22 protein-coding genes and 2 tRNA genes are annotated in these 24,070 nt (G+C 69.4%); 10 read left to right on the forward strand and 14 right to left on the reverse strand.

All coding sequences use genetic code 11. From position 1 onward, the window contains the following. Window positions 1–56 precede the first annotated feature (56 nt). Window positions 57–584, reverse strand: coding sequence for a peptidylprolyl isomerase (locus OG245_RS18475; RefSeq protein WP_371624613.1), 528 nt, complete (start codon window positions 582–584; stop codon window positions 57–59). 283 nt (window positions 585–867) lie between these two features. On the opposite strand from OG245_RS18475, the gene OG245_RS18480 reads away from it, so the two are divergent. Beyond that, window positions 868–1,587, forward strand: coding sequence for a DUF5324 family protein (locus OG245_RS18480; protein ID WP_371624614.1), 720 nt, complete (start codon window positions 868–870; stop codon window positions 1,585–1,587). Between the two features lie 145 nt (window positions 1,588–1,732). Here OG245_RS18480 and OG245_RS18485 read toward each other — a convergent pair whose 3' ends face one another. Both OG245_RS18485 and OG245_RS18490 read right to left on the reverse strand, forming a co-directional pair. After that, a complete protein-coding gene (locus OG245_RS18485; RefSeq protein WP_007447254.1) occupies window positions 1,733–2,317 on the reverse strand; it encodes a TerD family protein in 585 nt (194 codons plus the stop codon). Window positions 2,318–2,592: 275 nt separating this feature from the next. Continuing rightward, a tRNA-Ala gene (locus OG245_RS18490) sits at window positions 2,593–2,665 on the reverse strand. Between the two features lie 177 nt (window positions 2,666–2,842). Here OG245_RS18490 and OG245_RS18495 point away from each other — a divergent pair. Together OG245_RS18495 and OG245_RS18500 are read left to right on the forward strand one after the other, a co-directional pair. After that, the gene (locus OG245_RS18495; RefSeq protein WP_371624615.1) at window positions 2,843–3,391 is read left to right on the forward strand and encodes a helix-turn-helix domain-containing protein; all 549 of its coding nucleotides are present in this window, start codon (window positions 2,843–2,845) and stop codon (window positions 3,389–3,391) included. A gap of 141 nt (window positions 3,392–3,532) precedes the next feature. Continuing rightward, window positions 3,533–4,885 carry a serine/threonine protein kinase gene (locus tag OG245_RS18500; protein ID WP_371624616.1) on the forward strand — a complete coding sequence of 451 codons (1,353 nt, stop codon included), beginning with the start codon at window positions 3,533–3,535 and terminating at the stop codon, window positions 4,883–4,885. A gap of 65 nt (window positions 4,886–4,950) precedes the next feature. Here OG245_RS18500 and OG245_RS18505 read toward each other — a convergent pair whose 3' ends face one another. Both OG245_RS18505 and OG245_RS18510 read right to left on the reverse strand, forming a co-directional pair. Beyond that, window positions 4,951–6,270, reverse strand: coding sequence for a hypothetical protein (locus OG245_RS18505; protein WP_371624617.1), 1,320 nt, complete (start codon window positions 6,268–6,270; stop codon window positions 4,951–4,953). A 362-nt stretch (window positions 6,271–6,632) separates the two neighbouring features. Continuing rightward, the gene (locus OG245_RS18510) at window positions 6,633–6,767 is read right to left on the reverse strand and encodes a DLW-39 family protein (RefSeq protein WP_003958712.1); all 135 of its coding nucleotides are present in this window, start codon (window positions 6,765–6,767) and stop codon (window positions 6,633–6,635) included. A 291-nt stretch (window positions 6,768–7,058) separates the two neighbouring features. On the opposite strand from OG245_RS18510, the gene OG245_RS18515 reads away from it, so the two are divergent. Both OG245_RS18515 and OG245_RS18520 read left to right on the forward strand, forming a co-directional pair. Beyond that, a complete protein-coding gene (locus OG245_RS18515) occupies window positions 7,059–7,436 on the forward strand; it encodes a DUF6344 domain-containing protein (protein WP_371624618.1) in 378 nt (125 codons plus the stop codon). Window positions 7,437–7,619: 183 nt separating this feature from the next. Then, the gene (locus OG245_RS18520) at window positions 7,620–7,925 is read left to right on the forward strand and encodes a hypothetical protein (RefSeq protein WP_371624619.1); all 306 of its coding nucleotides are present in this window, start codon (window positions 7,620–7,622) and stop codon (window positions 7,923–7,925) included. 68 nt (window positions 7,926–7,993) lie between these two features. On the opposite strand, the gene OG245_RS18525 is transcribed toward OG245_RS18520, so the two are convergent. The 9 genes from OG245_RS18525 to dnaA all read right to left on the reverse strand — a co-directional run bounded on the left by OG245_RS18525 (window position 7,994) and on the right by dnaA (window position 20,953). After that, window positions 7,994–8,070, reverse strand: a tRNA-Ile gene (locus OG245_RS18525). 71 nt (window positions 8,071–8,141) lie between these two features. Further along, the gene (locus OG245_RS18530; RefSeq protein WP_371624620.1) at window positions 8,142–8,765 is read right to left on the reverse strand and encodes a DUF3566 domain-containing protein; all 624 of its coding nucleotides are present in this window, start codon (window positions 8,763–8,765) and stop codon (window positions 8,142–8,144) included. Window positions 8,766–8,858: 93 nt separating this feature from the next. Continuing rightward, window positions 8,859–11,498: a DNA gyrase subunit A gene (gene gyrA, locus OG245_RS18535; RefSeq protein ID WP_371624621.1), complete on the reverse strand. Its 2,640-nt coding sequence runs from the start codon at window positions 11,496–11,498 to the stop codon at window positions 8,859–8,861. 47 nt (window positions 11,499–11,545) lie between these two features. After that, window positions 11,546–13,615 carry a DNA topoisomerase (ATP-hydrolyzing) subunit B gene (gyrB, locus tag OG245_RS18540; RefSeq protein ID WP_371624622.1) on the reverse strand — a complete coding sequence of 690 codons (2,070 nt, stop codon included), beginning with the start codon at window positions 13,613–13,615 and terminating at the stop codon, window positions 11,546–11,548. A gap of 448 nt (window positions 13,616–14,063) precedes the next feature. Further along, window positions 14,064–14,567, reverse strand: a complete 504-nt coding sequence (locus OG245_RS18545; protein WP_371627916.1) for a DUF721 domain-containing protein — start codon at window positions 14,565–14,567, stop codon at window positions 14,064–14,066. A gap of 212 nt (window positions 14,568–14,779) precedes the next feature. Next, window positions 14,780–15,910, reverse strand: a complete 1,131-nt coding sequence (gene recF / locus OG245_RS18550) for a DNA replication/repair protein RecF (RefSeq protein WP_371624623.1) — start codon at window positions 15,908–15,910, stop codon at window positions 14,780–14,782. A gap of 66 nt (window positions 15,911–15,976) precedes the next feature. Next, window positions 15,977–16,861 (reverse strand): phosphogluconate dehydrogenase (NAD(+)-dependent, decarboxylating), encoded by an 885-nt coding sequence (gene gnd / locus OG245_RS18555; protein ID WP_371624624.1) that lies wholly within the window; start codon window positions 16,859–16,861, stop codon window positions 15,977–15,979. A 171-nt stretch (window positions 16,862–17,032) separates the two neighbouring features. Further along, window positions 17,033–18,163, reverse strand: a complete 1,131-nt coding sequence (gene dnaN / locus OG245_RS18560; RefSeq protein ID WP_073799901.1) for a DNA polymerase III subunit beta — start codon at window positions 18,161–18,163, stop codon at window positions 17,033–17,035. A gap of 939 nt (window positions 18,164–19,102) precedes the next feature. Then, complete coding sequence (gene dnaA, locus OG245_RS18565) at window positions 19,103–20,953, reverse strand: chromosomal replication initiator protein DnaA (RefSeq protein WP_371624625.1); 1,851 nt, start codon at window positions 20,951–20,953, stop codon at window positions 19,103–19,105. A gap of 381 nt (window positions 20,954–21,334) precedes the next feature. On the opposite strand from dnaA, the gene rpmH reads away from it, so the two are divergent. Genes rpmH through OG245_RS18590 form a run of 5 tightly spaced genes read left to right on the forward strand, consistent with a single transcriptional unit; the run spans window position 21,335 to window position 24,005 of the window. After that, window positions 21,335–21,472: a 50S ribosomal protein L34 gene (gene rpmH, locus OG245_RS18570; protein ID WP_003967884.1), complete on the forward strand. Its 138-nt coding sequence runs from the start codon at window positions 21,335–21,337 to the stop codon at window positions 21,470–21,472. Window positions 21,473–21,491: 19 nt separating this feature from the next. Beyond that, window positions 21,492–21,863: a ribonuclease P protein component gene (gene rnpA / locus OG245_RS18575; RefSeq protein ID WP_371624626.1), complete on the forward strand. Its 372-nt coding sequence runs from the start codon at window positions 21,492–21,494 to the stop codon at window positions 21,861–21,863. After that, the gene (gene yidD / locus OG245_RS18580) at window positions 21,860–22,219 is read left to right on the forward strand and encodes a membrane protein insertion efficiency factor YidD (protein ID WP_006125986.1); all 360 of its coding nucleotides are present in this window, start codon (window positions 21,860–21,862) and stop codon (window positions 22,217–22,219) included. Before rnpA ends, yidD begins: the two co-directional genes overlap by 4 nt. Window positions 22,220–22,222: 3 nt before the next feature. Then, window positions 22,223–23,476 carry a membrane protein insertase YidC gene (gene yidC, locus OG245_RS18585; protein ID WP_371624627.1) on the forward strand — a complete coding sequence of 418 codons (1,254 nt, stop codon included), beginning with the start codon at window positions 22,223–22,225 and terminating at the stop codon, window positions 23,474–23,476. 13 nt (window positions 23,477–23,489) lie between these two features. Further along, the gene (locus tag OG245_RS18590) at window positions 23,490–24,005 is read left to right on the forward strand and encodes a R3H domain-containing nucleic acid-binding protein (RefSeq protein ID WP_097865601.1); all 516 of its coding nucleotides are present in this window, start codon (window positions 23,490–23,492) and stop codon (window positions 24,003–24,005) included. Window positions 24,006–24,070: the final 65 nt, after the last annotated feature.

Genomic DNA, 24,070 nt, shown 5'->3' on the forward strand with positions numbered 1-24,070 from the left:
TTCCCGCGGCCCGGCAGTCCCGCGGTCCCGCGGCGGGACTTCCCGGGAAGCGGACGTCAGCGGGTCTCGACCACCACGGACTCGATCACCACGTCCTGGAGCGGACGGTCGGTGCGCGGATTGGTCGGGGCGGCCGCGATGGCGTCGACGACCTTGCGTCCCGCCTCACCGGACACCTCGCCGAAGATGGTGTGCTTGCCGGTCAGCCAGGCGGTGGGGGACACGGTCAGGAAGAACTGCGAGCCGTTCGTCCCCGGGCCCGCGTTCGCCATGGCCAGCAGATAGGGCTGGGTGAAGCCCAGCTCCGGGTGGAACTCGTCGGCGAACTTGTAGCCGGGGCCGCCGGTGCCGTTGCCCAGCGGATCGCCGCCCTGGATCATGAAACCGCTGATGACGCGATGGAAGACGGTGCCGTCGTACAGCCGGTCCGTGGACTTCTCGCCGGTCTCCGGGTTGACCCACTCGCGCTGCCCGGTGGCCAGCTCGACGAAGTTACGGACCGTCTTGGGGGCGTGGTTCGGCAGCAGCCGAATCTCGATGTCGCCCCGGTTGGTCTTCAAGGTGGCGTAGAGCTGCTCGGCCACGGTCTGCCTTCCTTCGTCCTTCACCTGACGCCACATCCATCGCTGACGTCCGCCGATCCTCCCACGGACCGGTAAATGTGCGGCCGGATGCCGGACGAAACGGCGCGTTCGCCACCGAACCATGGCATTGTCGTCGGCACACTTCACCCATGAACCGTTTTGACCGCACATCACGGTCATGACCCGGATGCCCGTCCCGCATGCCAGGCATCAACGCAACAGGCATGATTTCGAACTGGGCGGACAGGCGGAGTACCTACCCGCCACCAAGGAGGAGGATCTCGTGACCCGCATCGACAGCGTGCGCGCCGCAACCGACTCGGCGAAGGACAGCGCGCAGCACGCCGCGGAAGTGGTGGCGCCCTACGCCGACACAGCCAAGAAGCAGGCCGCCCACTACGCGCACGAGGCTCGTACGCAACTCGCGCCGAAGGTGACGAAGGCCGCCAAGCAGGCCCGTGTCCAGTACGCGTCCCATCTCGCACCACGCCTCGAACAGGCCCGGACGCATGTGCCGCCCAAGGTCGACGAGGCCGCGCACCGCGCCGCCGTCTCCACCCGCAAGGCGGCACGGAGCGCCGCCGACTACACCGCCCCCCGCATCGAGCACGCCCGGTCGGTCGCCCTGCCCGTCGCCGAGCAGGCTTCCGCCCGCAGCGCGGCCGCCCTGGCGGCGCTGCGCACCCAGGTGACGGCCAAGGAGATCCAGAAGCTCGCCAGGAAGCACCAGCGACGGGCCAAGGCCGGCCGCGCCGCGAAGGGGTTCCTGGTACTGGGCGTCCTGGCAGGCGGCGCCTACGCCGCCTGGCGCTGGTGGGACAAGCAGGCCAACCCGGACTGGCTGGTCGAGCCGCCCGTCGCCACCGAGGTGGGCGACGAGCGTTCGCCGCTCAGCTCGGCCGACGGCACCGACCGGGCCGACCTCGACCCGGAGGTCAGGGCCAAGCAGGCCGAGGCCGAGTCGGTCGAGGGGGACACCCCCGGTCTCGACGACCGTCCCTGACCCGGGCCGGCGCGGGGCGCCCCGCGCGTACCCCCTGACAGAACGGAAGCGGCTGCGGTAACCGCCCTGGCGGTTACCGCAGCCGCTTCCGTTCTTCCCGCCCCGCTCCGCCCCGAGACGGCGGCGGAGCCACGCCCACCGGCGACTACCGGCTCACGGCGAAGCGCATCAGGGCCTGCTCGTCACCCTGCTTGATCTTCCCGGTCTCGTTGATCACCTGGAGCTTCCAGCCGGCGCCCTCGCGGATCGCCTTGGCCACGGCGACGCCGTTGTCCTGGGTGAGCATGCTCGGCCAGATGTCGGCGACCTGCTGCGTGCTGCCGCCCGTCGCGTCGTACACCTTGAAGCTGATGTTGCGCGCGTTGCTGAACGCGCTGCGCTTCTTGTACGCGGCGGCGATGAAGACGATCGACGTGATGTTCGAAGGAATCTTGGCGAACTCGACGGTCACCGTCTCGTCGTCACCGTCTCCGTGCCCGGTCTGGTTGTCGCCGCTGTGCACCAGCGATCCGTTGCCCAGCGGGTCCAGGGAGTCCAGACCGGCCAACCGCACCGGGTCCCCGCCCTGCAACGCGATGGCGATCAGGTCGAGGTCCGTGCCGGCCTTCTGCCGGAGCTTCCCCATCAGACCGCCGCTGCTCCCGACGGTGGGGTCCCAGGAGGCCCCGATGGACAGATGGGTCACCCCGCCCAGGTCGGCCGGGCCGTCTTCCTTCGTCAACGTGATCATGCCTGAGTCCTTTTGTGGCTCGACTGTTTACGTAGGAAGTGTGCCTGGTGTCCCCGGCGATCGGCCCTCGGGAGGCAGCGGGACAGTTCCGGATCGTACGAGACCGGCGCCCGGAGGCCGACAGGACGACGCGCCTGTGCGCCCCCGGGAACCACCGCCCTGCGGGACCGAGGTCGCCCCGGGCCCTCCTCACCGCCCGGCTGCGTCAGCACCGAAGGCCGACACAAAGAAACCCCTCTGGCCGCGTTTCCGCAGGTCAGAGGGGTTTACCAGAGTGGAGCCTAGGAGATTCGAACTCCTGACATCTGCCTTGCAAAGGCAGCGCTCTACCAACTGAGCTAAGGCCCCTGGTCACAACGAACGAGGGCAACACCCAGCACGTCCGTGCCAGGGCTACCGTCGTGGACCAGAGTACCGGGTGACCCCCGTAATCCTGCAAAAGGATAGGGACTCCCCGCGGGCGACCACGCTCCGTAAGATGCTCGCAGGTTCGCAGCAGCGAAGCCGCAGCGATGGGGAGACGCCATGGACGCAGCGCAACAAGAGGCGACGGCAAGAGCCAGAGAGCTTCAACGCAGTTGGTACGGGGAGCCGTTGGGGGCGCTCTTCCGTCGGCTGATCGATGATCTCGGCCTGAACCAGGCCCGGTTGGCCGCTGTCCTCGGACTCTCCGCCCCGATGCTCTCCCAGCTGATGAGCGGCCAGCGGGCCAAGATCGGGAACCCCGCGGTGGTCCAGCGCGTCCAGGCCCTCCAGGAGCTGGCGAGCCAGGTCGCCGACGGCAGCGTCAGCGCGGGCGAGGCGACCGACCGCATGGAGGAGATCAAGAAGTCGCAGGGCGGATCGGTCCTGACCGCCACCGGCCAGACCACCTCCACCGGCGGCGCTCCCACGGTCCGCCGTGTGGTGCGCGAGATCCAGTCCCTGCTGCGGTCGGTCTCGGCGGCCGGCGACATCATCGAAGCCGCGGACGCCCTCGCCCCGACCCACCCGGAGCTGGCAGAGTTCCTCAGGGTGTACGGAGCGGGGCGCACCGCGGAGGCGGTCGCGCACTACGAGGGACACCAGAGCTAGCGACTCCGGACCACGACGGACGACGGAGCCGGGGCACGCGCGCACCGCGCGACGCCCTGGTGCCGGCAGGGACACGGGGGCCGGAACACGGGCCGCGGCGGACGCCGCGGCACCACGGGAACGGGGAGCGGGCACAGCACAATGGGTGAGGTCTTCGCTGGTCGGTACGAGCTGATCGATCCGATCGGACGGGGCGGGGTCGGCGCCGTCTGGCGCGCCTGGGACCACCGCCGCCGCAGGTACGTCGCTGCCAAGGTGCTCCAGCAGAGCGACGCGCACACACTGCTGCGCTTCGTCCGCGAGCAGGCCCTGCGCATCGAGCACCCGCACGTGCTGGCCCCGGCCAGCTGGGCCGCCGACGACGACAAGGTCCTGTTCACCATGGACCTGGTGAGCGGCGGCTCGCTCGCCCATGTCATCGGCGACTACGGCCCGTTGCCCCCGCGCTTCGTCTGTCTGCTGCTGGACCAGCTGCTCTCCGGTCTCTCCACGGTGCACGCCGAAGGAGTGGTGCACCGCGACATCAAGCCCGCCAACATCCTGATGGAGGCGACCGGAACGGGCCGCCCGCATCTGCGTCTCTCCGACTTCGGCATCTCGATGCGCAAGGGCGAACCACGGCTTACCGAGACCAACTACGTCGTCGGCACGCCCGGTTACTTCGCGCCCGAGCAGATGATGGGCGCCGAGCCCGACTTCCCCGCGGACCTCTTCGCGGTCGGCCTGGTCGCGCTCTACCTCATCCAGGGCCAGAAGCCCGACTCCCAGGCCCTGGTGGAGCACTTCGCCGAGCACGGCACACCGAGCGCCCCCAACGGCATTCCCGAGCCGCTGTGGCAGGTTCTCGCCGGTCTGCTCCAGCCGGACCCGCACGCCCGGTTCCGGACCGCGACGGGCGCGCGCAAGGCCCTGACCGCGGCGGTCGAGATGCTGCCCGAACCCGGCCCGGACGACGAGCCGGTGGAGGTGTTCGACCAGATCGGGCCCCTGCCGGCCGGGTTCGGCCCCGACGGGCCCGTCACCGCCCCCCGGCAGCCCGAGGAGGCCGCACCCGCCCCTGCGCGGCCGACCGTTCCCGGGCCCGGCCGGCAGACCCACGCACCGCCCCCGACCTCGATGTCCGAGACGGGCAGCTTCCACCTCGCGCCCCCGCCCGGAGCCTCGCCCGCACAGCAACAGCCGTACGCCCGGCCAGGGTTCGAGCAGCAGCAGGCCGCACCACTCACGGCGGACGCGCCGCCCCCGTACGCCGTCGGCGCGCCGGACCTCTCCCAGGCGCCGACCTCCGGCGTACCGCGCGATCCCGCCGCGACCCGCACGTACACCGCCCAGCATCAGCAACCACCGGTGCCGTCCCCGCCGGTGCAGCACGCCGCGCCCCACGCGCCCGTACGGGGAACGCGTCCGGGGCCGCCTCCGAAGGTGGCGGCCGGGGTGCTGGTGGTGGCGCTGATCTGCTTCGCGGTCGGAATCTGGGCCCTGACCCAGATCTGACGGTCCCGCCGCCGGACCGGCTACCGGCCCCGCGGCGGCCGGTGGCCCCCGTCGGCCGACCGACCCTAGGCCGGCCGACCCGAAGCCGGCCGACCGGAGGCAGGGGACCCGGCGGCACGGCGGCGGGCCAGCAGCGTCCAGACGCCCAGCCCGAGCACCAGCACGGAACCCGTGCCGATACCGGCCGCGGCGACCACCTTCATCGGCCCGCTCTGCGCGGCCTCCCGGGCGTTCTTCCCCTTCCGGGCCACGTCCCGGTCCTGGTCGGTGACGCCGAAGACCCCCGCGTCACCCTCGTACGGAGACGTCTCGGCGTCGTTCTTCACCTGGACCGCCAGCTCGAACGGGATCGGCTTCTCCCCGTAGAATTCCTTGAGCTTCGGGCTGAGGGACACCGACAGGTAGTACCAGCCCGCGAAGCGCATGGCGCTGACCTGGGACGACGAGTCGAACCGATTGCGGTAGGCCACCGGCGGCAGCGGGCTCAGGGACGCGGAGGCGGGCCCTCCGGAGTACGACAGCGTGGCGTCGGAGACATGCCCCTGGGCGGGGTTGTCCAGCGACAGGGTGAGCGCGTTGCCCACGAAATCGTCAGCGGCACTCGTGCTGTTGGAGAGACCGGCGGTGGCGTGGATCTGCTGGCCCCAGTCCACCGGCACCCGGTAGAAGCGGGTCTGCCCCGGGGCGACCGTGTCCTGCCAGCGGCCGGCCTCCAGGCCGGTGGCCTCGGAGTACCCGGCCCCGCCGGACCGCTTCTGCTGCTTCCCGGTCAGCGGCTGCGCCGAGGCCGAGGGCCAACTGTCGGGCCCGTCGGTCGGCATGGACGTCCCGCTCCTCAACCGCGGCTCCTGGAGGAAGCGCAACTCCAGGTCCCAGGCGTCGGAGTTGGACGTCTCCTTGCTCTCGCGCTCGACGAGGACGTCGTACTGGCCGCTCTCCTGGCAGGTGGAGCTGCCCTCCTCGATGGTCCGGGAGACGTACGCGGCGATGGGGCGCGCGTACTCACCCGAGCCGAAGTACGCCCGCTCCGAGCTGCACCGGGTGTCGTCGGTCTCGCGGAGGCTGACGCTGATGCCGTCGCCGTAGGCGACCTCGCCGCTGTCGCCGGGCACCGCGACCGCCGAGACGTAGGCGGCGGAGGCGTCGTCCAGCGTGACCCGGTAGTAGAGCTTCTCGCCCGGCTCGATCAGGCTGCGGTACGGGACGCCCTCGTCCAGCGTGGACGCCTCGACGTTGGTCGCCGCGCCCTGCACGTTCTTCGCGTCGGGGTCGAACGCGTACACCCCGGGGCCCGCCGCGTGCGCCTGCCCCGGCAGGGCCGCCGCCGCGCACATCGCCGCGAGTACCGCGGCCACCACCCGGCCCCTGTTGCGCTGCCTCTTCACGCGCTTCCCCTCGTCGTCCCCACACGCCGGTGCCGTCGACCGCCCGGCCGCGATGCCGGTCCATCCTGCCCCGCCCGCACCGCCGCTGTCTCCGGCCACAGCCGCATTGCCCCTTCTTGTCCGCGTTGCCGCCCTCGCCGACACCTCACCGGAGTCGGATGAGGCTCACCGAAGTTCACTGGAGCAATGCACTCATGTGCTCAAGTGAACTCACGAGGGCCGAAGACCACGAGGTACGGGCGTCACACGCACCCGGCGAAGGACACGGGCACGGCGAAGGGTCCGCACGCCGAGCGACGGGCCCCGAACAGCACGAAGCCCCGGCCGCTCAGCGACCGGGGCCCGTAACAGACTGTGCCGTCTCACACACCCGAACCTGCGGGCACGGAGTCGGTCGCCTCCGTCCACAGATCCTGCTCGGCGCGATCCGCCTGGATCTGGCGGTACACGAGGAGCCCGCCGATGGCGGCCAGTGCGACCAGGAGAAGCTTCTTCACCGCGCGACCTCGTCTTTCCTTGGCGTAAGGGCCTTCTGTCGCCGACTATACACACCGGCCGATACCGATCGGTGACCTCCCCGGGGCCCCGCTCCGCCCCCTCTTCGGCATCCGGAACGACCTCCCGGCACCCTCTTCCGACCGCCCGCGAGGGCCTGTCCACACCGGTTGCACCATACGAGTGGTGTTCATCCGAAGATCTGCGCAGAGCGGGCGTCGCTCCTCGGAATCACGGCCCGGATCCACATGATCGGAGAAGTCAGCAACCGGACTGTACGAAAGCGAGGGGCCATGAGCACCTTCCAGCCCAAGAACCTCTGGACCGCCTTCATCACCGCCTTCTTCGCCCTCCTGGCGTCGCTGGGCCTCGCCACCGCCACGGCGGGCGCAGCGAACGCCACGAACGCCGCGGCGCAGCCGAGCACCACGACCCAGGAGCACACGGCCCCCACCGCGGCAACTCCGATCGCTCCCTCGGTCCGATGGACCCTTCCGCGTGACCGGGCGCTTCCGCCCACGATGAAGCAGCGCATCCGCGCCGAGGCCCACGGCTCCTCCCCGGCCACGCGTCACCTGTCGCTCGACCCCGCGGAGACCGCACGCACGACCGGCCCGGCCGGCCCCCACTCCACAGCCCCGGAAGGCGACTCCCCGGCGCCACCCCCCTGATCCCGGCGCCCACCGCACTCCGGGGCCCCTGGTCCGGTTCACACCGGCCGGGGGCCCTTTCCGTGTCGCCCGTCGCGGTCCGGCGTCGACCGCCCGCGTTCGTCCCTGGATCGAGCACGTGAGGGGACGGACCTGTCCAGGGGCGGTACCGAACGCCCGTTCCGATGCTGCTTTGATCAGCGCATGGCCCGTACCGATGACTCGACCGGCGACAGACCAGAACAAACGAGTCTCGCCGTCGCTTTCGGCGGGGCCTCCGTCGCCCTCTGGTTCTGCTGTCCGTTCTGGATGCTTGTCTGGCTACTGGCCCTGCCGCTGGGACTGACAGGCATCGTCCGGGGTGTCATCGAATACCGCGCTGCCTCACGTCACGACACCAGCCGTGCTCAGCCTCGGCTTGGACTGGCGCTCTCGACCGTAGGGGCAGCAGCTGCGGTGGCTTACATGATCTTTGTGTTCACACATCCGGACCTGCTGATTCAGGACTAGCCGGATCGGCTGATGTCAGCCGTGGATGCCAAAGGCCCCCCACCGTTACCGGTGAGGGGCCTTCGTGCTGGTGGGGCTAACAGGATTTGAACCTGTGGCCTCATCCTTATCAGGGATGCGCTCTAACCAACTGAGCTATAGCCCCGCCGCGCTGCTGCGCTGACTTCTGAAGATTAGCGCACGTCGGGGCCAGTCCCAAAATCGATACCCGGCGCGCTACTCGTCCTCGGCCAGCGTGAGCTCGACGCCGCCCACGAAGCCCGCCGACAGGTTGTAGATGAAGGCGCCCAGCGTCGCCAGCGCGGTGGCCAGCACCACGTCGATCACGGCGATGACCGAGGTGAAGATGAGCACGCGCGGCAGCGACAGGAACGACTGCAGATCGAAGCCGTTGCTCTCGTTCGAGCCGGTGGCCTCGCTGATCGTGCCGCCGACGGTCTCGAAGACGCCCATCGCGTCCATGACCATCCACAGCACCGCCGACGCCACCACCGTGCAGATGCCCAGCGCGATCGACAGCAGGAAGCTGACCTTCATCACCGACCACGGGTCGGCCTTGGCCACCCGCAGACGTGCCTTGCGGGTACGCGGAGTGGTCCGCGCCCCCGTGCGCGGCTTGCGCGTCGCCTGGGCGCCGCCCACGCCCTGCGCGCCGCCCAGCGTGTCGCCCCCCGGCTGTCCGGGGCGCTGCTGGCCGCCCTGGGTGCCGCCGCCGGGCGCCTGGTACGCCTGGGGCGGGTGGTACGGCCCCGACGGCCCCGGTGCGGGCTCACGCTCGCCGGGCAGGGGCCCGGTCGCGTAACCCTCGTACTGGGGCTGAGGCCCTCGTGTGTCCGTCACAGTGCCCCCTTGGGAGTCCGTGGCAGGGCCACGGGCACCGTTCGCTCCAGCTCCGGAAGCGGCCGAACCGGCGCCCGTGGCTCCACTCACGCTCTACTCCTCGTGCTCCCCGGTCGAAGGCTCCGTGCCCCCGACAGTGCCCTCGTCCACGCCCTCGGCGTGAACCCCGGCCGGCCCGCCCTCGACGTCATCGGCCCCATCGACCTCTTCCGCCTCACGACCGGCCTCGGCATTGCGCGCGATGCCGACGACGGCGTCGCGCTTGCCCAGATTGATCAGTTGGACGCCCATGGTGTCACGGCCCGTCTCCCTGACTTCATTGACTCGCGTACGAATCACACCACCGCCGAGCGTGATGGCGAGAATCTCGTCGGTCTCCTCGACCACCAGCGCACCGACGAGCGATCCGCGGTCCTCCACGATCTTGGCGGCCTTGATGCCGAGGCCGCCGCGGCCCTGGACGCGGTACTCGTCGACGGGGGTCCGCTTCGCGTACCCGCCGTCGGTAGCGGTGAAGACGAACGTACCGGGCCGGACGACATTCATCGAGAGCAGTTCGTCGCCCTCGCGGAAACTCATCCCCTTGACGCCCGAGGTGGCACGGCCCATCGGGCGCAGCGCGTCGTCCGTCGCGGTGAACCGGATCGACTGGGCCTTCTTGCTGATGAGCAGCAGATCGTCCTCGGCCGACACCAGCTCGGCGCCGATCAGCTCGTCGTCGCCGCCGTCCGGCATCTCGCGCAGGTTGATCGCGATGACACCGCCCGAGCGGGGTGAGTCGTAGTCCTTGAGCGCGGTCTTCTTCACCAGACCGCCCTTCGTCGCCAGGATCAGGTACGGCACGGCCTCGTAGTCGCGGATCGCGAGGATCTGGGCGATCTTCTCGTCCGGCTGGAAGGCCAGCAGGTTGGCGACGTGCTGGCCGCGCGCGTCCCGGCCGGCGTCCGGGAGCTCGTACGCCTTGGCCCGGTAGACCCGGCCCTTGTTCGTGAAGAACAGCAGCCAGTGGTGGGTCGTCGAGACGAAGAAGTGGTCGACGATGTCGTCTTCCCGCAGCTTCGTCCCGCGCACGCCCTTGCCGCCGCGCTTCTGCGAACGGTAGTCGTCCGTCTTCGTGCGCTTCACATAGCCGCTGCGGGAGATCGTGACGACGATGTCCTCCTCGGCGATCAGGTCCTCGATGGACATGTCACCGTCGAAGGGCACCAGCGCGGAGCGCCGGTCGTCGCCGAACTTGTCGACGATCGCCGCCAGTTCCTCGCTGACGATGGTGCGCTGCTTGGCGGGCGAGGCCAGGATCCCGTTGTACTCGTTGATCTTCGCCTGGAGCTCGTCGTGCTCGGCGGTGATCTTCTGGTGCTCCAGCGCGGCCAGCCGGCGCAGCTGCATCTCCAGGATCGCGTTGGCCTGGAGCTCGTCGATCTCCAGCAGGCCCATCAGGCCCTCGCGCGCGATCTCCACCGTGTTGGAGCGCCGGATGAGGGCGATGACCTCGTCGATGGCGTTCAGGGCCTTCAGGAGGCCGCGCAGGATGTGCGCCCGCTCCTCCGCCTTGCGCAGCCGGAACTTCGTCCGCCGGACGATGACCTCGATCTGGTGCGTCACCCAGTGGCGGATGAACGCGTCGATCGACAGCGTGCGCGGCACCCCGTCGACGAGCGCCAGCATGTTCGCGCCGAAGTTCGTCTGGAGGTCGGTGTGCTTGTACAGGTTGTTCAGGACGACCTTGGCGACCGCGTCCCGCTTGAGGACGACGACCAGGCGCTGGCCCGTGCGCGAGGAGGTCTCGTCGCGGACGTCGGCGATCCCGCCGACCTTGCCGTCCTTGACCAGGTCGGCGATCTTCTGCGCGAGGTTGTCGGGGTTGGTCTGGTACGGAAGCTCCGTGACGACCAGGCACTGGCGGCCCTGGATCTCCTCGACCGCGACGACCGCGCGCATCGTGATGGAGCCGCGCCCGGTGCGGTACGCCTCCTCGATGCCCTTGCGGCCCACGACCAGCGCGCCGGTGGGGAAGTCGGGGCCCTTGATGCGCTCGATCAGCGCGTCCAGCAGTTCCTCGTGCGAGGCCTCGGGGTGCTCCAGATACCACTGGGCGCCGGAGGCGACCTCGCGCAGGTTGTGCGGCGGGATGTTGGTCGCCATGCCGACCGCGATGCCCGCGGAGCCGTTGACCAGCAGGTTCGGGAAGCGCGCCGGCAGGACCGTCGGCTCCTGGTTGCGGCCGTCGTAGTTGTCCTGGAAGTCGACGGTCTCCTCGTCGATGTCCCGGACCATCTCCATGGACAGCGGCATCATCTTGCACTCGGTGTACCGCATGGCGGCGGCCGGGTCGTTGCCCGGGGAACCGAAGTTGCCGTTGGAGTCCACCAGCGGCATGCGCATCGACCAGTGCTGCGCGAGGCGCACCAGGGCGTCGTAGATGGAGGAGTCGCCGTGCGGGTGGTACGTGCCCATGACGTCGCCGACGACGCGGGCGCACTTGTAGAAGCCCTTCTCGGGGCGGTACCCGCCGTCGTACATCGCGTACAGCACCCGGCGGTGGACGGGCTTGAGTCCGTCCCGTACGTCGGGCAGCGCACGCGAGACGATGACGGACATCGCGTAGTCGAGGTAGGAGCGCTGCATCTCCGTCTCGAGCCCGACGGGCTCGACACGCATGCCCACACCGGGCACGATCTCCGCCTCGGGCGTCACGGGTTCAGGTGTCACAGGGGTGTTCTCGTCGGCCATTGCTGGTCAAAGTCCTTTCGAGCTGCGGCGTCGCTGGTACGGCCGACTCAGATGTCGAGGAAGCGGACGTCCTTGGCATTGCGCTGGATGAACGAGCGCCGTGCCTCGACGTCCTCACCCATGAGCACCGAGAACAGGTCGTCGGCCTGCGCCGCGTCGTCCAGCGTGACCTGGCCGAGGACCCGGTGGTCGACGTCCATGGTCGTGACGCGCAGCTCTTCGGCGTTCATCTCGCCGAGGCCCTTGAAGCGCTGGATCGAGTCTTCCTTGATCCGCTTGCCGTTCTGCTTGCCGAGCGCCACCAGGGCGTCGCGCTCCCGGTCCGAGTACGCGTACTCGAAGTCGTCCCGGCCCCACTTGATCTTGTAGAGCGGCGGGCGCGAGAGGTAGACGTGCCCGGCCTCCACCAGCGGCCTCATGAAGCGGAAGAGGAAGGTGAGCAGCAGGGTGTTGATGTGCTGACCGTCGACGTCGGCGTCCGCCATCAGAATGATCTTGTGATAACGGAGCTTCTCGATGTCGAAGTCCTCGTGGACCCCGGTGCCGAACGCCGAGATCAGCGCCTGGACCTCGGTGTTCTGGAGGATCTTGTCGATCCGGGCCTTCTCGACGTTCAGGATCTTGCCGCGGATGGGCAGGATCGCCTGGTACATCGGGTTGCGGCCGGACTTCGCCGAACCGCCGGCGGAATCACCCTCGACGATGAAGATCTCGCACTTGGTGGGGTCGTTCGACTGGCAGTCGCTGAGCTTGCCCGGCAGCGAGGCGCTCTCCAGGAGCCCCTTGCGCCGGGTCAGGTCACGCGCCTTGCGGGCCGCCACCCGGGCGGTCGAGGCGGCGATGCCCTTGCGGATGATGTCGGCGGCCTCGTTGGGGTTCCGGTCGAACCAGTCCGTGAGCTGCTCGTGGACGACCTTCTGCACGAAGGTCTTGGCCTCCGTGTTGCCCAGCTTGGTCTTCGTCTGGCCCTCGAACTGCGGCTCGCCCAGCTTCACCGAGATGATCGCGGTGAGGCCCTCGCGGACGTCCTCGCCGGTGAGGTTGTCGTCCTTCTCGCGGAGCAGCTTCTTGTCGCGCGCGTACCGGTTGACCAGCGAGGTCAGCGCCGCGCGGAAGCCCTCCTCGTGCGTGCCGCCCTCGTGCGTGTGGATCGCGTTCGCGAAGGAGTAGACGCCCTCGGTGTACTGCGTGTTCCACTGCATGGCGATCTCGGCCGAGAGGAGGCGGTCCTTGTCCTCGGCCTCGATGTCGATCACCGACTGGTGAATGACGTCGCCCTTGCGGGAGTTGAGGTACTTCACGAAATCGACGATGCCGTTTTCGTAGTGGTACGTGACCGTGCGGGCGGTCTCCTCCTCGGCGGGCTCGACCGCGTCCGCGCTGTCCGCGCCCGCCGTCGCCTTCGCCGACTCCCGCTCGTCGGTGAGCTTGAGGGTGAGGCCCTTGTTGAGGAACGCCATCTCCTGGAAGCGGCGCGAGAGGGTCTCGAAGCTGTACTCGGTGGTCTCGAAGATGTCCCCGTCGGCCCAGAAGGTGACCGTCGTACCGGTCTCCTCGGTGGCCTCGTGCTGGGCCAGCGGGGCGGTCGGGACACCGAGCTTGTAGTCCTGGGTCCAGCGGTGGCCGTCGGTCTTGACCTCGACGGCGACCCGGGTGGACAGGGCGTTGACGACGGAGACGCCGACGCCGTGCAGACCGCCGGAGACGGCGTAGCCGCCGCCGCCGAACTTGCCGCCCGCGTGCAGCACGGTCAGCACGACCTCGACGGCCGGCTTCCCTTCGGACGGCACGATGCCGACCGGGATGCCCCGGCCGTTGTCGATCACACGCACCCCGCCGTCGGCGAGGATCGTGACGTCGATGGTGTCCGCGTGGCCCGCCATCGCCTCGTCGACCGAGTTGTCGACGACTTCCTGCACGAGGTGGTGCAGGCCGCGCTCACCGGTCGAGCCGATGTACATGCCAGGCCGCTTGCGGACCGCGTCCAGCCCTTCCAGCACGGTGATCGCGCTGGCGTCGTACGAGGCGGCGACCTCGCCGTTCTCGCCCGCTGTGGACGGAATGTTCTCGTTGGGGTTGCCGGAATCGGCCACGAAGCGCCCTTTCTGGCACAGCACAGGCCGTTCTCCGGACAGGCGGGAGCGGCTGCGTCGTTCGGCTTGTATCGACGACTCCCGCCTCAGCGGCGGGATTACTCACCAGTCTACCGGTAGCACTGACATGAATGGGGGTTTGCCGGTACCTGAGTACGCATGTGCCGCCCTGAATGAGCGGCTGACGACTCCCCATATTCAGGAAGGGGCTCCAAGAGGCCCTGACGGGCTTTGAGCGCTTCGGCCTGTCAACCTCTCGCTACGGTGAGGGACGCTCCGGCCGTACCGCCCGGTTTCCTCTCGCGCGAACCGCGACGAATCCACCCATACGCCCGCCCGGTACACGACAATTTTACGCCGAAAGTGCAGCTCAGCGCGGTGCGAGGTGATCCGGACCCAAGCGGCGAGGAGAGCGGAGAACCTGACCGCGGGCCCACGCGGGCCGGACCGCCTCCGCCCGGCGGTCCCGCCCTCACCCGTAGGTGTCGCCCGGACCCTTGCTGCCGGGCGCCCGCAGCCGACCGAACCGGCGCTCCGGGCCCCCCGGCCCGACCACCTTGATCATGCGTACGGTGCCCTGCCCCAGATCCGCGTTCAGCCGGGCCACCAGCTGCGGAGCCAGCAGCCGCAGCTGCGTCGCCCACGCCGTCGAGTCGCAGCTCACGGTCAGCACCCGGGCGTCCGGATCGTCGTCGTACCGCAGGGGCACACAGTGGTTCGCCAGATCGTCGCCGACGATCTGCGGCCACCGCCCCATCACCCCGCCGACCGCCGCGGGCGTCTCCCAGCCCCGCTCGGTGATGAGCCGGTTGATCGCGGAGCCCAGCGGCTGCGGATCCCGGCCGTCCGACCGGGCGCCCGAGCGCAGCCCGCCGCCCCGCCTGGCCTGCTTCTTCTGCTGCGCCGCCGCGCCCCGCGCCCTGGCCTGCTCCTTCGCCGCCCGCAACGCGACCCGGGCGAGATCGACGCCGGTCACCTCGGGCGGCTTCGGCGCTCCTTCAGGCACTCCTTCGGACGCCCCGGACGAAGTCCCGGCGGCCGTCCCGGAAGCGGCCGGATCCGGCAACGCGTCTCCCGGCCCACCGCCCCGGCCCGCGCCCGCGCCCTTGCCCTTCGCGCGAGCCGCTCCCGCACCGCCCGCGCGGGAGGCCGGTCCCCGTGCGCCCGCACCGCTCTCGCCCCGGCCGGTCATACGCGCTCCACCTCGCCCGCGGTCACCGCGTACCGCGCCCCCGCCAGCACGCCCGGGACGTCCTCCGCCACCGCGGCCGTCACGAGCACCTGCTCGCCCGGAGCCACCAGCTCCGCCAGCCGCTCCCGGCGGCGGGCGTCCAGCTCGGCGAAGACGTCGTCCAGCACCAGCACCGGCTCGTTGCCCTCGGAGCGCAGCAGCTCGTAACTGGCCAGCCGCAGCGCCAGCGCGTAGCTCCAGGACTCGCCGTGACTCGCGTACCCCTTCGCCGGCATCTCCCGCAGACCGAGCAGCAGGTCGTCTCGGTGCGGGCCGACGAGGGTCACGCCCCGCTCGATCTCCTGCTTGCGGACCCCTTCGAGCGCCGCGATCAGCTGCTCGTACAGCTCGTCGCGGGTGTGCTCGGGGCCCACGTCCTCACCGACCGAGCTGCGGTACTCCAGCGCCACCGGACCGCCGCCCGGCGCGACGTCCCCGTACGCCTTGTCGGCCAGCGGCTGGAGCGTGGCGATCAGATCGAGGCGCTGCGCGAGCAGTTCGGCGCCCACCCGGCCCAGGTGCTGGTCCCAGACGTCGAGCGTCGACAGGTCCATCGAGCGGCCGCCGTGCCGCCGGGCCATCGCCGCGGACTTCAGCAGGGTGTTGCGCTGCTTGAGCACCCGCTCGTAGTCGGAGCGGACCCCGGCCATCCGGGGCGAACGCGCCGTGATCAGCTCGTCCAGGAACCGCCGCCGCTCCCCGGGGTCGCCCTTGACCAGGGCCAGATCCTCCGGCGCGAACAGCACGGTCCGTACGATCCCGAGCACGTCACGCGGTCTGACCTGCGAGGACCGGTTGATACGGGCGCGGTTGGCGCGGCCCGGATTCAGCTCCAGCTCGACCAGCTGGGAGCGCTCGCCCTGGGTGACCGCCGCACGGATCACCGCCCGCTCCGCGCCCATCCGCACCAGCGGGGCGTCCGAGGAGACCCGGTGGCTGCCGAGGGTGGCGAGATAGCCGACGGCCTCGACGAGGTTGGTCTTGCCCTGCCCGTTGGGCCCCACGAACGCGGTGACGCCCGGGTCGAGAGGGACCTCGACCCGGGCGTACGAGCGGAAGTCGGCCAGCGAGAGATGGGTGACGTGCATGGTGGCCGACCTCTCCCGACAGTGCTTCCAGGTGGTCGCGGCGCCGGCGCGTGGCCGGCGGCGCGATCAGTTCTCGTTCTTGGACTCGACCGCGTGGCCGCCGAACTGGTTGCGCAGCGCGGCGATCATCTTCATCTGCGGCGAGTCGTCCTGACGCGAGGCGAACCGCGCGAACAGCGACGCCGTGATCGCGGGCAGCGGCACCGCGTTGTCGATCGCGGCCTCCACCGTCCAGCGGCCCTCGCCCGAGTCGGCGGCGAAGCCCCGGAGCTTGTCCAGGTGCTCGTCGTCGTCGAGCGCGTTGACCGCGAGGTCGAGCAGCCAGGAACGGATGACCGTGCCCTCCTGCCAGGAGCGGAAGACCTCGCGCACGTCGGTGACGGAGTCGACCTTCTCCAGCAGCTCCCAGCCCTCGGCGTAGGCCTGCATCATGGCGTACTCGATGCCGTTGTGGACCATCTTCGCGAAGTGGCCGGCGCCGACCTTGCCCGCGTGCACGGAGCCGAAGTCGCCCTCGGGCTTCAGCGCGTCGAAGACCGGCTGGACCTTCGCCACGTTCTCCTCGGTGCCGCCGTACATCAGGGCGTAGCCGTTCTCCAGGCCCCAGACGCCGCCGGAGACGCCGCAGTCGACGAAGCCGATGTCCTTGATGCCCAGCTCGACGGCGTGCTTCTCGTCGTCGGTCCACCGCGAGTTGCCGCCGTCGACGACGACGTCGCCGGGCGAGAGCAGATCGGCGAGCTCGTCGATCGTGGACTGGGTCGCGGCACCGGCCGGGACCATGACCCAGACGACCCGCGGGCCCTTCAGCTTGCCCACAAGCTCTCCGAGACTGTGGACATCGGCGACATCCGGGTTGCGGTCGTAACCGATGACGGTGTGACCTGCGCGGCGGATGCGCTCGCGCATGTTGCCGCCCATCTTGCCGAGGCCGACGAGACCGAGCTCCATCAGAGATTCCTTAAGCGTCGAGGCGATAAGCGTCGGGGCGTGTGCGCCCAGGACCGAGCCTACGCCCGGCGGGGGACAGCACGGCGGGCCCGCTCCGCGCCGAGCGGGCCCGCCGGAAACTGCCGCGGATACGTCCCCCGGTCGGCCGGGGGAGGCCAGGACCGGCCGGGATCAGCCGGAGAGGCGGACCGGCATGATCAGGTACTTGTACGCGTCGTCCGCCTCGGCGTCGAGGGCCGGGCGGCCACTGAGCAGGGCGGGCTTGGTGGACGTGGTGAACGAGAGCTGGGCGACCGGGGAGTCGATCGCGCTCAGGCCGTCCAGCAGGAACGTCGGGTTGAAGGCGATCGAGATGTCGTCGCCCTCCAGCACAGCGTCGACGCGCTCCACAGCCTGTGCGTCGTCACTGGAACCGGCTTCCAGGATGAGGACGCCCTGCTCGAAGCTGAGCCGTACGGGGGTGTTGCGCTCGGCGACCAGGGCCACACGCTTGACGGCCTCGACGAAGGGGGCCGTCTCGATCACCGCGACGGAGTTGAACTCGGTCGGGAAGAGCGTGCGGTACTTCGGCAGGTCGCCTTCGAGCAGCCGCGTGGTCGTCCGGCGGCCGGCGCCCTCGAAGCCGATCAGGCCCTCGCCCGCGCCGGAGCCGGAGAGCGCCAGGGTGACCGTGTCGCCGCTCGTGAGCGCCTTGGCGGTGTCCAGGAGGGTCTTGGCGGGCACCAGGGCGACCGCGGACGCGTCGGCGTTCTCCGGCTTCCACAGGAACTCGCGGACCGCGAAGCGGTAGCGGTCGGTGGAGGCGAGGGTGACCGTGTCGCCCTCGATCTCGATCCGCACACCGGTGAGCACCGGCAGGGTGTCGTCGCGGCCGGCGGCGATGGCGACCTGGGCGGCGGCCGAGGCGAAGACCTCACCGGGGACGGTGCCCGTGGCGGTCGGCATCTGCGGCAGCGCGGGGTACTCCTCCACAGGCAGTGTGTGGAGGGTGAAGCGGGAGGAGCCGCAGACGACCGTGGCCCGCACACCGTCGGTGGAGATCTCCACCGGGCGGTTGGGCAGGGCGCGGCAGATGTCGGCGAGCAGCCGGCCGGAGACGAGCACCGTGCCGTCCTCGTCGATCTCCGCGTCCACGGAGACCCTGGCGGAGACCTCGTAGTCGAAGCTGGAGAAGCTGAGAGCCCCGTCCTCGGCCTTCAGCAGAAGGCCCGCGAGAACGGGCGCCGGCGGACGGGCCGGGAGGCTGCGGGCCACCCAGGCCACCGCCTCCGCGAGTACATCGCGCTCCACCCGGATCTTCACCGGAACCGCCTCCTGCTGTTGCTCGCTCGCCCTGCTGGCCTTCGTCGTCTGGACCGGAGCTCCCTGCCGAGGGCTGGGGAGGCTCCGGGGTCCAGTCTGACGTACGGCACCGACAGTCGTTGCTGCTCGGGGTCAAGTCGGGCCGAGAGCTTCGCGGCGGTCGACGGTCGAGTTGTACACAGGCCCCACTTCGAAGCTGATTCCTGGCTAACTCTGGGTGGTAGTAGTAGTAGGCCTTGTGGATACCGTGGATAACGTCGTTTGCGCAGGTCAGCGACTGTTTTTTGTCCACCGGTCCTGTGGGTGGCGCCCGTGGAAAACCAGGGCTTTCTGTGGACGGGCGAAAGTTCTGCACACCCGATGCACAGGAGGGGGTCACTTCTCCCCAGGCCTGTCCCCAGCTTTACCCACGTTCCCCACAGCCCAACCGGCCACCTTGGTGTGACGCCTTTCACTCCGGGCGGTGAGAGCGTGTGTTGCGTTGCCGAACAGTGGACAGGGGTGTGGAGAAGCGGGAAGAAGCTGGGGACAACAAGGCTCAGCCTGTGGGTCGCCGGTGGACAACCGCGACACCTCTCTGTGGACGAAAACTCTGTCCACAGGCTGTGGATGACGGTTGACCACAAATCCCCAGCCGGGTGACCTGGCCTGATGGAGTATCGGCAGCGAGCCCTGTGGACGCAATATGGACAACTTCCCAGTCCCCAGGCTGTGGACGGAAGATTTCTCCCCCATCTGTGGAGAAGAGCCTCTGAGCAGCCCGTATTCGAACAGCGCGGGCTCGACGGAGCGCTCGACGCGGGCCTCGAACAGCCCGATGGAGGCTCTGGACAGCCCGCCGCGCGGCCCCGGGAACGCGAAAAGCGCCTGGCGCGGACCGTGGTGGTCCGCGCCAGGCGCCCCTGAGAAACGCTTCGGGAGAAGCCCGGGAAGCCGGCGTCAGCCGTTCTTGATGCGGTTGGTCAGCTCGGTGACCTGGTTGTAGATGGAGCGGCGCTCCGCCATCAGGGCCCGGATCTTCCGGTCCGCGTGCATCACCGTCGTATGGTCGCGGCCGCCGAACTGCGCACCGATCTTCGGCAGCGAGAGGTCGGTCAGCTCGCGGCACAGATACATGGCGATCTGGCGCGCCGTCACCAGGACCCGGCTGCGCGAGGATCCGCAGAGGTCGTCCACGGTGAGGCCGAAGTAGTCCGCGGTCGCCGCCATGATGGCCGGCGCGGTGATCTCCGGCGCCGATTCCTCACCGCCCGGGATCAGGTCCTTCAGGACGATCTCGGTCAGCCCGAGGTCCACCGGCTGCCGGTTGAGCGAGGCGAAGGCGGTCACCCGGATCAGGGCGCCCTCCAGCTCACGGATGTTGCGCGAGATCCGCGAGGCGATGAACTCCAGGACCTCCGGAGGGGCGTTGAGCTGCTCCTGCACCGCCTTCTTGCGGAGGATCGCGATCCGGGTCTCCAGCTCGGGCGGCTGGACGTCGGTCGTCAGACCCCACTCGAAGCGGTTGCGCAGCCGGTCCTCCAGCGTCACCAGCTGCTTGGGCGGCCGGTCCGAGGAGAGCACGATCTGCTTGTTCGCGTTGTGCAGCGTATTGAAGGTGTGGAAGAACTCCTCCTGCGTCGACTCCTTGCTCGCCAGGAACTGGATGTCGTCGACCAGCAGGATGTCCACGTCGCGGTAACGCTTGCGGAAGGTGTCGCCCTTGCCGTCGCGGATCGAGTTGATGAACTCGTTGGTGAACTCCTCCGAGCTCACGTACCGCACCCGGGTCCCCGGGTAGAGGCTCCGCGCGTAGTGCCCGATGGCGTGCAGCAGGTGGGTCTTGCCGAGCCCCGACTCCCCGTAGATGAAGAGGGGGTTGTACGCCTTCGCGGGCGCCTCGGCGACGGCGACGGCCGCGGCGTGCGCGAACCTGTTGGACGCCCCGATGACGAAGGTGTCGAAGAGGTACTTCGGGTTCAGCCGGGCGTGCGGTTCGCCGGGTCCCGGCGCGGGAGCCGGCTGGGCGCCCATCGGACCGGGGACCGAGCCGCCGGTCCGTCCGGGGCCGTGGCCGCCCTGGCGGGGCCCCGGCTGCTGCTGGTCCTGCCGGTCGGGGCGCTGCTCGTACCCCTGGTGCTCGGGCGGCTGCGACCGGTAGTCGTGCTGCGGCTGCTGGGGGCGCCCGGTGCCGTACGGCTCGCGCCACTGCTCCGCGTGCTGCTCCCGGTACTGCTCGTTCTCACGCTCCCGGTACGCGTCGCTCTCGCGGTACGGCTCGCCGGAGGGCTGCTCGCGGTCCTGGTACCCGCCGTGCCGCGGCTGCTGCCAGGAGAGGTCCTCCTGGGTACGCGGCCAGGCGCCGGGCTCCGGGCGCTGCTGCTGGTAGTCGGGGTAGGCCGGCCGGGCCGTCGGCATCCCGTCGTCGGAGGGCCGGTGGCCGTATCCGTCGTACCCGTCGTCGCGCGGCTGCGCCGGGTAGCGGTGGCCCTGCTGGCTCTGGTGCGACGGGTGCATCGGCGGGGAGGGCGGTTCGCCCGCGGAGTCGTCGACGGTGATCGCGATCCGGATGGGGCGGCCGCACTCGCGGGTCAGCGTCTCGCTGATGAGCGGCGCGAGCCGGCCCTCCAGGACGCGCTTGCCCCATTCATTGGGGACGGCCAGCAGCGCGGTGTCGGCGACGAGTGCCAGGGGCTGGCAGCGCTCGATCCACTGCTTGTCCTTCGGCTCGATGCCCTGCTGGCCCTCCCCGAGGAGTTGTTCCAGCACTCGCGGCCACACTGCGGCAAGATCGGCAGGTACGTCAGCCACAAGGCACGCTCTCTCGCATGTCCCACGAATGTGTGGTTCTCGGGACGGGATGGGTCGGGTCGGGTGAGGCCCGGCAGTCGGGAAGGAAAAGAACCGGAGTTCAGCCACGGTAGTCAGGCGGAGCCGCGTGGTTCAAGTTGTTGTCCACAGGCTGTGCACAATGAGGGGTCACGCGAAGCCGGTTTGACCGGATGGCGTAGCCGCGCGTACCGTGACCAGGTCGAGTTGTCGATGGCTGCTGCCGCCTGCCTCCGATGGGCAAAGATCACGATCTGTGATTGTGAAGCGGTGCACTAAGGCGTTTACGCGAGTTCCTCGTGGGCGCACGGTGACAGCCAGGCGATGTCCCGCCAACACACGAATCATTTCTGGAGCCCCCGAGTGAGCAAGCGCACCTTCCAGCCGAACAACCGTCGTCGCGCCAAGACCCATGGCTTCCGGCTGCGCATGCGTACCCGTGCCGGCCGTGCGATTCTCGCGAACCGCCGTGGCAAGGGCCGCAGCAGCCTGTCCGCCTGATCGCTAACAGGTCCATGACGTGCTGCCTACCGAGAATCGGCTGAGGCGGCGCGAGGACTTCGCGACCGCGGTACGACGAGGACGTCGAGCCGGACGTCCACTGCTCGTCGTCCATCTATGCAGCGGTGACACGGACCCGCACGTGACGGGGGAGACTGTTCCCCCGCCGCGTGCGGGTTTCGTTGTCAGCAAGGCCGTGGGGGGCGCAGTCGTCCGTACCGCGGTGAAGCGGAAGCTTCGCCACCTGGTCCGCGACCGGCTGGCTCAGCTGCCCCCCGGTAGCCTTGTTGTCGTACGGGCGCTGCCCGGTTCGGGCGACGCCGACCATGCACAGCTGGCCCGAGACCTGGACGCCGCCCTTCAGCGGCTGCTGGGAGGGGGCGCGCGATGAAGTACCCGCTGCTTGCTCTCATCAAGCTGTACCAGTGGACGATCAGTCCACTCCTCGGGCCTGTCTGCCGTTATTACCCGTCGTGTTCCCACTATGGATATACGTCGATCGACAGGCACGGTGCCATCAAGGGAACAGCGCTGACGGCCTGGCGCATCCTGCGGTGCAATCCGTGGTCACCCGGCGGTGTGGATCATGTTCCGCCACGCAAGCGTCCGCGGTGGCACGAGCTGCTGCGCAATGCCCTGCGCGGCGAAAAGGGCGGGGAGTCCGCCGCTGATGTGCCGTCCGGGGGGTCGGTCTCCGAACCTCCGAGCCCGGCCGCAGAGACCTCGCCCAATGCTCAAGGAGCCTGATTAGTGGACACGATTGCCAGTCTGTTCAGCTTTATCACCACACCCGTCTCATGGGTCATCGTTCAGTTCCACAAGGTCTACGGGGCGCTCTTCGGCGACGACTCCGGCTGGGCCTGGGGCCTGTCGATCGTGTCCCTGGTGGTGCTGATCCGGATCTGCCTGATCCCGCTCTTCGTGAAGCAGATCAAGTCGACCCGCAACATGCAGGTGCTCCAGCCGAAGATGAAGGCGATCCAGGAGCGCTACAAGAACGACAAGCAGCGTCAGTCCGAAGAGATGATGAAGCTGTACAAGGAGACGGGCACCAACCCGCTCTCCTCGTGCCTTCCCATCCTGGCGCAGTCCCCGTTCTTCTTCGCCCTGTATCACGTGCTGTCGTCCATCGCCTCGGGCAAGAAGATCGGGGCGATCAACCAGGACCTGCTGGACAGCGCGCGCCAGGCGCACATCTTCGGCGCCCCGCTGGCCGCGAAGTTCACGGACAGCGTCGAGAAGGTCACCTCGCTCGACGCTTCCCTGATGGACGTCCGGATCGTCACCGCGATCATGATCGTGCTGATGTCGGCTTCGCAGTTCTTCACCCAGCGCCAGCTGATGACGAAGAACGTCGACCTGACGGTGAAGACCCCGTACATGCAGCAGCAGAAGATGCTGATGTACATCTTCCCGGTCATCTTCGCCGTGATGGGCATCAACTTCCCCGTCGGTGTCCTCGTCTACTGGCTGACCACGAACGTCTGGACCATGGGTCAGCAGATGTACGTGATCAACCAGAACCCGACGCCGGGCAGCAAGGCGCAGGACGCCTACCTCCAGCGGGTCCTCAAGAGCGTGTCCGCCCACGAGCAGGTCCGCGGCCGCACCCGGCGCAACACCGTCAAGGCCATCGTCGCCAAGGGTCCCGACCGCAACGACATCGAGCGCAAGTTCATCACCGGCCTCGGCAAGCTGGGTCTCGCGGCCCAGGAGGACGGCACGGTGCAGAAGAGCGAGACCGCCGCGGCCGACGCCGAGGGCAGCCAGGCGCACAAGCGCCAGCAGCCCAAGCGCCAGACCAAGGCGAAGCGCCAGACGGCCGGTGCCACGGCCGGTGGAGCCAAGGACACGGAGTCCTCGGAAGCCGGTTCCAAGACCTCGCTCGAGAAGCAGGACGACAAGCCGAAGTCGGCGGACAAGCCCGCCTCCGGCTCCTCACGCCAAGCCAAGTCCGGACAGCGCAAGGGCCCGCAGCGGCCCAAGCACCCGTCCAAGAAGTAGAAGGAGTCCATCCGTGACGGAAGGCACCACCTCCACGGCCGCCGCTGAGGCCGGCAGCGACACGCTGACCCGCCTGGAGCAGGAGGGCGAGATCGCGGCCGACTACCTCGAAGGGCTGCTCGACATCGCCGACCTCGACGGCGACATCGATATGGACGTCGAGGCGGACCGGGCCGCGGTGTCGATCATCAGCGAATCGGCGCGTGACCTCCAGAAGCTCGTGGGCCGTGACGGTGAGGTCCTGGAGGCGCTCCAGGAGCTGACGCGGCTCGCCGTCCACCGGGAGACGGGCGACCGCAGCCGGCTGATGCTGGACATCGGTGGCTTCCGGGCCAAGAAGCGCGAGATCCTCGCGGCGCTGGGTGCCAAGGCCGCGGACGAGGTCAAGAGCTCGGGCGAGCCGGTGAAGCTGGACCCGATGACGCCGTTCGAGCGCAAGGTCGTGCACGACGCGATCGCCGCGGCCGGTCTCCGGAGCGAGTCGGAGGGCGAGGAGCCGCAGCGCTTCGTCGTCGTTCTCCCGGCCTGACCGGATCCTTGTACTGTCGGCCCCGTCTGTTCGCAGGCGGGGCCGATCTTTGTCAGCCTGATAGT

This window comes from Streptomyces sp. NBC_01116 (genome assembly GCF_041435495.1).
Classification (GTDB): domain Bacteria; phylum Actinomycetota; class Actinomycetes; order Streptomycetales; family Streptomycetaceae; genus Streptomyces.

What these genes read in the sequence shown, in the direction of transcription:
- gyrA (WP_371624621.1), bottom strand. Translation starts at nt 11,498, where the DNA reads ATGGCCGACGAGAACACCCCTGTGACACCTGAACCCGTGACGCCCGAG.
- recF (WP_371624623.1), bottom strand. Translation starts at nt 15,910, where the DNA reads ATGCACGTCACCCATCTCTCGCTGGCCGACTTCCGCTCGTACGCCCGG.
- OG245_RS18495 (WP_371624615.1), top strand. Translation starts at nt 2,843, where the DNA reads ATGGACGCAGCGCAACAAGAGGCGACGGCAAGAGCCAGAGAGCTTCAA.
- gnd (WP_371624624.1), bottom strand. Translation starts at nt 16,861, where the DNA reads ATGGAGCTCGGTCTCGTCGGCCTCGGCAAGATGGGCGGCAACATGCGC.
- OG245_RS18500 (WP_371624616.1), top strand. Translation starts at nt 3,533, where the DNA reads ATGGGTGAGGTCTTCGCTGGTCGGTACGAGCTGATCGATCCGATCGGA.
- OG245_RS18520 (WP_371624619.1), top strand. Translation starts at nt 7,620, where the DNA reads ATGGCCCGTACCGATGACTCGACCGGCGACAGACCAGAACAAACGAGT.
- OG245_RS18515 (WP_371624618.1), top strand. Translation starts at nt 7,059, where the DNA reads ATGAGCACCTTCCAGCCCAAGAACCTCTGGACCGCCTTCATCACCGCC.
- yidD (WP_006125986.1), top strand. Translation starts at nt 21,860, where the DNA reads ATGAAGTACCCGCTGCTTGCTCTCATCAAGCTGTACCAGTGGACGATC.
- OG245_RS18485 (WP_007447254.1), bottom strand. Translation starts at nt 2,317, where the DNA reads ATGATCACGTTGACGAAGGAAGACGGCCCGGCCGACCTGGGCGGGGTG.